Annotated in this window: 7 protein-coding genes and 1 pseudogene; 5 read left to right on the forward strand and 3 right to left on the reverse strand. The window is 60.2% G+C overall.

Annotated elements, in window-relative coordinates:
* Positions 1 to 38 precede the first annotated feature (38 nt).
* On the forward strand, positions 39 to 266 hold the full coding sequence (locus tag QWZ14_RS08340) for a helix-turn-helix domain-containing protein (protein WP_290316170.1): 228 nt from the start codon (positions 39 to 41) through the stop codon (positions 264 to 266).
* Between the two features lie 40 nt (positions 267 to 306).
* On the opposite strand, the pseudogene QWZ14_RS32140 reads toward QWZ14_RS08340, so the two are convergent.
* The 3 genes and pseudogenes from QWZ14_RS32140 to QWZ14_RS08350 form a co-directional block, all read right to left on the reverse strand.
* A pseudogene (locus QWZ14_RS32140) lies at positions 307 to 504 on the reverse strand (IS701 family transposase); the annotation flags it as partial.
* A 108-nt stretch (positions 505 to 612) separates the two neighbouring features.
* Positions 613 to 2,436 carry a UvrD-helicase domain-containing protein gene (locus QWZ14_RS08345; RefSeq protein ID WP_290316171.1) on the reverse strand — a complete coding sequence of 608 codons (1,824 nt, stop codon included), beginning with the start codon at positions 2,434 to 2,436 and terminating at the stop codon, positions 613 to 615.
* 8 nt (positions 2,437 to 2,444) lie between these two features.
* The gene (locus tag QWZ14_RS08350) at positions 2,445 to 4,271 is read right to left on the reverse strand and encodes an ATP-dependent nuclease (protein ID WP_290316172.1); all 1,827 of its coding nucleotides are present in this window, start codon (positions 4,269 to 4,271) and stop codon (positions 2,445 to 2,447) included.
* Positions 4,272 to 4,649: 378 nt separating this feature from the next.
* Here QWZ14_RS08350 and QWZ14_RS08355 point away from each other — a divergent pair, with 378 nt between their 5' ends.
* The 4 genes from QWZ14_RS08355 (at position 4,650) to QWZ14_RS08365 (ending at position 6,465) form a co-directional block, all read left to right on the forward strand.
* Complete coding sequence (locus QWZ14_RS08355) at positions 4,650 to 5,048, forward strand: helix-turn-helix domain-containing protein (RefSeq protein WP_290316173.1); 399 nt, start codon at positions 4,650 to 4,652, stop codon at positions 5,046 to 5,048.
* A gap of 12 nt (positions 5,049 to 5,060) precedes the next feature.
* Positions 5,061 to 5,177: a winged helix-turn-helix domain-containing protein gene (locus QWZ14_RS31935; RefSeq protein ID WP_353959285.1), complete on the forward strand. Its 117-nt coding sequence runs from the start codon at positions 5,061 to 5,063 to the stop codon at positions 5,175 to 5,177.
* Complete coding sequence (locus QWZ14_RS08360) at positions 5,177 to 5,746, forward strand: transposase (protein ID WP_290316178.1); 570 nt, start codon at positions 5,177 to 5,179, stop codon at positions 5,744 to 5,746. Before QWZ14_RS31935 ends, QWZ14_RS08360 begins: the two co-directional genes overlap by 1 nt.
* 290 nt (positions 5,747 to 6,036) lie before the next feature.
* Positions 6,037 to 6,465: a LexA family protein gene (locus QWZ14_RS08365; protein WP_290316174.1), complete on the forward strand. Its 429-nt coding sequence runs from the start codon at positions 6,037 to 6,039 to the stop codon at positions 6,463 to 6,465.
* Positions 6,466 to 6,499 lie beyond the last annotated feature (34 nt).

Genomic DNA, 6,499 nt, shown 5'->3' on the forward strand with positions numbered 1-6,499 from the left:
CGTAGTAGAATACTCAACAAGCCGCTGCCCTCTCGCCCATGCACATACGGGAGGTCCTCGCGCAAAATTTGCGGCGATTACGCCGTGACAGATGCTTGTCGCAGGAGGAATTAGCGCATCGCGCGGAAATCGACCGAACGTACGTCAGCGCTCTCGAACGGGGGGTCTACAGCGCAAGCGTTGACGTCGTTGACAAACTTGCGCAAGCATTAGGGATCGAGGCGAGCGATCTTTTACGCGCTTCGAGGCGCAAGACTGGAGATTAGGATCGGACTCACTGACGGACCTTAACACTGCCTGGGCAGTCTAAAATCTGATGGTGCCTTGAGCTTGCGCCGGCAGTGCGGACATCGGATCGGGGTGACGAGGTCGGCGAACAGCCGCGTCATGATGGCGCGGCGCACGGCCGGGAGGCTCGGCGATGGTGGCGGTCCCGGAACCTGACCCGGCATTTTCCCCCGACCCCATCGAGCGCTGCCCGGCGAGGCGGAGATGCTGCCGCCAGACAACTGGCGCGACCCCAGATAGATCACGCGTGACGGGCTCAGGCCCTGCGTCGCCGGAAAAGGATTGCCGGCATAGCGCTGCTCGCACAGCGTCCGCAGCTCAGCTTTATTCGGCGGATAGCAGCAGTACGCAGACGTCGTCAGTGGGAGACATGACAGTTGTGCGGATCTTTGCACGTGTCACGCTGACACGGAAATTTTGGCGCGCCTGGGTCATCGCGCCTGTGTTTACATTGCCGCCAACGATACGATCCGGGTTGCCCACGATCTCCCCCTTGAAACGCTTTGGCCAGCCTTCGAATATGATGACTTCGTCGAACTGCTTACCCTTGGCTTTGTGCATGTTCATGATGACGACCCCGGACTCTGGCTTATGCGCCGTCGCGAAATGCTCCTTGACGAATGCCTGCCGCGTGATGGCTAGTGCGTTCTTGTAGCCGCCGGTGTCGCGCCAATCCTGTGAAAGGCTCTGACGCAGTTGCGTACCACGTTCGAGCAGGCGGACATTGCGGGCTTCCTGCGCCACCTCGACGAGCCTCGTGCAGGCGCCGGCCTCAAGGACGGCTCGAACGGCAGTCCAATCGGCATCGGGCTGTCCGGTCAAGGTAATGGCTGTCGCGGCCTGGTAGACCGCGAAGGTGGTCTGGAGGACACCGTTACCTGGCGGTGCCTTGCCCCTGGCGAGATATCCATTCCACTTTTCAAGTGCCGATCTGAAACGCACGGCATCGGCCAAATTGCCCTTCGTCGGTGTCGCCCCGCCGCGTCCGTTCAAAAAGCTGCAAAGCAAGTCGACAAATTTATCAATGCGGTCTCTGTGAATGCTTTGTTGCAGGAGGAAAGCGATCACCTCGGCGGCAAGGATGGGACCTTCCATATCCACTGCAGCCGTATGCGTGATGGGCGGCACTTTGCCGAATGGCGCGCTCAGATTGTCTGACACCAGACGCGTCATGCGCTTCGTCGGAACCAGAATCGCGAGCGACCAGTCGCGGCGACCGAGCGCGATGAGCCGTTGCCGTGCCTGCAGAACCTGCGCGACGAGCGATGTAAAGGCTTGATTAGGATTAGACCCGAAGCCTTCGAATTCAACGCCCTGATAAGGCTCGTCGCGAAAATTGCCCGTGAGGAGATGATTGCCAAAAATCGCGATATCCGTGCCTTTGCTCCGGTGATTTTCGTTGGCCAAGTCGTGCTCGGAGGGTTTAAATGCCTCCTTGAAGTGGTTAAGGCGCTTGGGATCGGCTCCAATAAAATCGAAGATTCGCTGCTCGGGATCAGCCAGTGCGATTAGCGTGCTGCTGTTCCCGATTGCCTCGACCACGCGCCATTGCTGGGCGCTCGTGTCTTGAAATTCGTCAAGGACGATGAATGGGTACATGGTCGACACAAGCTCGCGGACCTTGGCCGAGCCGTGCAGCAAGATGGCCACCCGCTCCGCGAATAATTCGAAACAGACCTTGCCCTCTTCCGTCGCCAGACGCATACGCTCGGCCACTTCCAGCGCGGCCTTCTGCGCTTTCTCCTCGTCTGACAGCTTGGACTGCGCCTTGAAGGCGCTGCGAATGGTCGAAAGCGCGATCGCCTCGTTCGGCGGCGTCAAGATCGTCATCCGCCGCGGAAACCCGACCAGATAGCCGTGCGCCTTGAGGATGCGCCAGAAGAATGAGTGGTAGGTATCGACTTCGATCCGCCTCTTTTCTTCCTTCGTGACCGACTGTTGTTCATCGATCGCCTCAAACACGCGCGAGACAGTCGCGCGCGCGAAGCTGAGAAAAAGGATGCGCTGCCCCGGCCGCAGTTTCTCGCGCGCGATCTTGGCCGCCTTCAAGATCGACACGGTGGTCTTGCCAGAGCCAGGACCGCCCACGACGAGCTGATGCCCCTCGGTAATCAGAACATCCTTTTGCGCCTGCGTCAGATCGACCATCGCACCCTCTAAAATCCGGGTGCGGGGGCGGCTAGCCCGCCGTGAACTGGCGGAGCGGGCGGCACGGCCGGCGGATCACAGATCGCCTTTAGCGTTATGCAGGCATCGCGGATCCAGGACGGGATTTCGGCCTCGGAGCACTGGCCGAGGAAATCAGCGATGCCCCAGTTGCCCTTTGCCCAGGCGAAATATTCTTTTAACGCCGCAATCACATTGGCCTTCGGATCGGGATATCTCACAAAGATATGCGGCGGCCAGTCGAGCGCGCCGGAAAACCGCTCGAGTGCATCCTGGGTCGTATTCTTAAGAATGAGATCTTCGATCCCTTTCTCCTCGTGCATGAATAGCCGCTCGACCTGGGCTTCGATTGCCGCCTTCGCCGGATCGGCCTGCTTATCGCAAAGCGCGAACGTGCGCTTACCCAGGCCCTTATACAGCCCTGCGAGATCGGCGATTTGGGACTCGGTGCCAGCGTCGATGATGCAGATGCCGAGCGCCTCAAGCGAGGCGTAGGTAGCGGGGTTTAGCTCCGACAGCCTCCGCGCGGCCACCGGAAAGGCGCTGGTCTCGGTGGCGCCTTCGGCGATCAGCACGCGACGAGATAGAAGGCCCTCGCAGAAGCGAGTGCGGAACTCTTGCCGATAACGCTTGTGTTTGACGCTGTCGGGCAATGCTATCTGCGCTTGGCTGAGCACACCGTCACTGGCCCGCGACAGGATCACGGTCTCGTTAAGCTTAAATTCCTCGAGGACGTAGGGCGAATGCGATGTGACGATCGACTGCGCGGCCAGCTTGCGCAGCTCATGCACGATCCGTTTCTGCGCATAGGGCGGGATCGCGGTTTCGACCTCTTCCATGGCGAAGATGACGTTTTGCTTATCCTCAGCGATTTGCGATAGCATCGCCAAGACCAACATGTTGATCGTGCCGGTGCCTTGTCGGTAGAAGGGTGCGGCGTGGTCGCCGTCGCCGGTGGCGATGAAGGCGGTCACTACATTGCGCAGATGCTCACGTGTGAGGTTCGACACCTTGAGGTGTGGCTTCACACCCCATTCCCGCGGCACATATTTTTTCAGCGACTTGTCGATGCTGGCGAGCACCCCGGAAATCCCGATCGTAGGGTCACTTGCCACGTCGAAGGCGGCGAGCGTGCTGATCGTTCCCTCCCACATCTGCGGCCGAATTTCTTTCAGCCGCAGGATGATGTCGAGCAAGCTACCACGCTCCAGGCCCAGCGCCCGCGAGCCGGTGCGCAGAGAACGCAGGAACAGGAAGCCGCAATGCTGCTTGTCCTTTTTGGTGAACGGCTCGGGCTTGTCTTCTTCCGTCAGGCTGCGTGAATAGAACGAGTTGCCGACGAAATCGTCCTCATCGGAATCGTAGGCGCCGATGAAGGTGACGCGCAACGCTGCCTTGATGTTCGCGGCATCGACACCCGCCGGGTGGGCCTCGATGAAAAAATCGCCGGTTTCGATATTGAGCCATTCGATATTGCCGCCGAACCTGGCCTCCTGCTCTTCCGACAGGCCAATGATGGTGACTTCGACGGTAATCTTCGGGGCTTCGACTGCGGCCGCCTCTTCAGCCTCATCGGGCACGGCGCCTTCCTCAACGGAAGCTGCCACCCCAGGGAGATATTTACCCTCAAAAAAATCATGCTCATCGACTGGAGGGCGACGGCTCAGTCTATCCGGCCCGAGCGCAAGATCTATCGCTTCCAGAAGCGACGATTTGCCTGTGTTGTTGTCGCCGATGAGGACGGCATGGTCGGGCAGCACTAGCTTTGCAGATCTGATGCCCCGAAAATTCTCAATCAATACGGCGTAAATTTTCAATGCAAATCCCCCTGACATCATGCATTTAATCGTCTGCAACCGCCAATATTAAACATAGTTCGACGGAAACATAAAGGCACGAAATAGCACTATTTGAGTGGTATCAGCCCCGGATGTGCTTTAGCTAACCAGCAAAACTTCTGTGGTATATTTTGGGAGTACGCAGAAGAATCTTGGACGTCATTTTAGGGCGCAAAGCGGTAGTTGAGGAGTTGCACGTCTACGTCCGCTCTCCACCCAACTCAGGCATTTTATTGCCATTCAGAAGCGGGTTTCTAAAGATCTAATAACCGCCCGATGAACTCCTGACTCTCGTGTGAATGGCGACCGTCTGCGCTGCGTGATGCGCTTTTCCCTGTCGATTCGCAGGGGCATGGCATGGGCGCGGCGGTGCCGATCCGGACGGACATCGAGGCAGCTGAGCTGCGTCGCCTGGCGCGACGCGAGGCGGACGGGCGCGTTGCCGCCCGGCTGCTCGGTCTGGCCAATGTGCTGGACGGGATGAGCCGAGATGTCGCCGCGCGGGCCGCCGGCATGGATCGGCAAACGCTGCGCGATTGGGTGCACCGCTTCAACGCCGCTGGTGTCGCTGGCTTGCGCGATCAGCCGCGCCCTGGCCGGCCGGTCTGGCTCACCGAGGGTCAGCAGGCGACGCTGAAGGCGATCGTGCTGCGCGGTCCGGATCCAGACCGCGAGGGTGTTTCCGCTTGGCGCATCGTCGACCTCTGCCGGATCGCCGGTTCGACGTATACGTCGAACCGCTCCGGAGTTGCCTAACACGAGGGCGGCATGCTGCGGCTGGTGAAGTCCCTCGATCTATCCTGGCAGAAGACGCGCCCCTGCCACCCGAAGGCCGACAGGGCCGCGCAGGAGCACTTTAAAAGGAGGGCCTTGCCGCCGCGCTGATCGCCGTCGCAAAGGCGCATCCTGAAGCCGAGGTCCAACTCTGGTGCCAGGACGAGGCCCGCGTCGGCCAGAAGGGCCGCGGCGCCCGCGTCTGGTTCGAGCGCGGCGTCCGCTCCGAGGGCGTGATCGACCACCGTTACGCCTCGGCCTGGCTCTACGGCGCCGTCCGCCCTGGCACCGACGAGGCCTTCGCCCTCGTCATGACCGAGGTCGGCGCCGCCGCCATGCAGGCCTTCCTCAACCGTTTCGCCGCGACGCTCCCCAACGGCGTGCATGCCGCCCTGATGCTCGACGGCGCCGGATGGCACACCGCAGGCGCGATCGTCGTACCCGACAACGTCAGCCTGGTCTTAAGGCTGGATTCGAGGTCGTGCGCTTCGTGCCAGAGATGGACAGCTTCCTCTACCGGCGGCATCGCCAGGAATTACAGGCGGCGGCCTAGCGCCGGGAGGATGGAGAGCAGACGCCGATCTGCCGATCTCGTTCGCATTGTGAAGGACGAGCACCTCGGCATCTGGCAGGGCATGGTCTGGGTTGCCGAGCGCACCCATAACGAATGGTCTAGTTAGGGTCGGGAGCAGCCAAAGCGGCTACGCCCGCTTCGCTCCATCAGGCACCGGTAAGCAGACAGGCTTCTCTCGACCAAACCCGGTCATCCAGTTCACTACAGAAATTTTGGTTTGGGCTGCAGCCAACGTTGTAGCGGCATTTTGAAGTGGGCTCTCGGATGGCACGATTGCCTTCTCGATGCATGCCCGGCCATCACGATCCGCCACTGAAATAGCGTCCCATCCTATTGGGCTTGCGCTCGACCCTTGTTTTCATTGAGTGTAGAGAGAACGAATCGGGAACAATTGCTATGCTCATGTCTATTCCACTCGCCACCTTCCTCACCAACCTCCCCATGCCGCTGCATGGCCGCTTCGTGCCGGCAGGCTTCCCCTCGCCTGCCGACGACTACCTGGAAGGCGAGATAGACTTGGCGACCTTCCTGATTGAGCGGCCCAGCTCAACCTTCGTCATGCGCGTCTCCGGTCAATCGATGACCGGCGCCGGCATCATGGACGGCGACTACATCATTGTGGATCGCAGCGTGACGGCGCGGCATGGTCATATCGTCGTGGCGAACTGCAGTGGTGATATGACGATCAAGCGGCTGCATATACTGGCCCGAGGCCGCGCCGTCCTCCGAGCCGAACATCCCGATTTTCCGGAGTTTGTCATTTGCGAGGAGACACCTGCCGAGGTGTGGGGCGTCGTCGTCGCCACGTTTCGAAAAACACTCTAGCCTGGATTATGCGCGAAGGCTGACGGGCATGGTG

This window comes from Paeniroseomonas aquatica (assembly GCF_030409335.1).
GTDB classification, from domain to species: domain Bacteria; phylum Pseudomonadota; class Alphaproteobacteria; order Acetobacterales; family Acetobacteraceae; genus Belnapia; species Belnapia aquatica.

What these genes read in the sequence shown, in the direction of transcription:
- QWZ14_RS08340 (WP_290316170.1), top strand. Translation starts at nt 39, where the DNA reads ATGCACATACGGGAGGTCCTCGCGCAAAATTTGCGGCGATTACGCCGT.
- QWZ14_RS08345 (WP_290316171.1), bottom strand. Translation starts at nt 2,436, where the DNA reads ATGGTCGATCTGACGCAGGCGCAAAAGGATGTTCTGATTACCGAGGGG.
- QWZ14_RS08355 (WP_290316173.1), top strand. Translation starts at nt 4,650, where the DNA reads ATGGGCGCGGCGGTGCCGATCCGGACGGACATCGAGGCAGCTGAGCTG.
- QWZ14_RS31935 (WP_353959285.1), top strand. Translation starts at nt 5,061, where the DNA reads ATGCTGCGGCTGGTGAAGTCCCTCGATCTATCCTGGCAGAAGACGCGC.
- QWZ14_RS08365 (WP_290316174.1), top strand. Translation starts at nt 6,037, where the DNA reads ATGCTCATGTCTATTCCACTCGCCACCTTCCTCACCAACCTCCCCATG.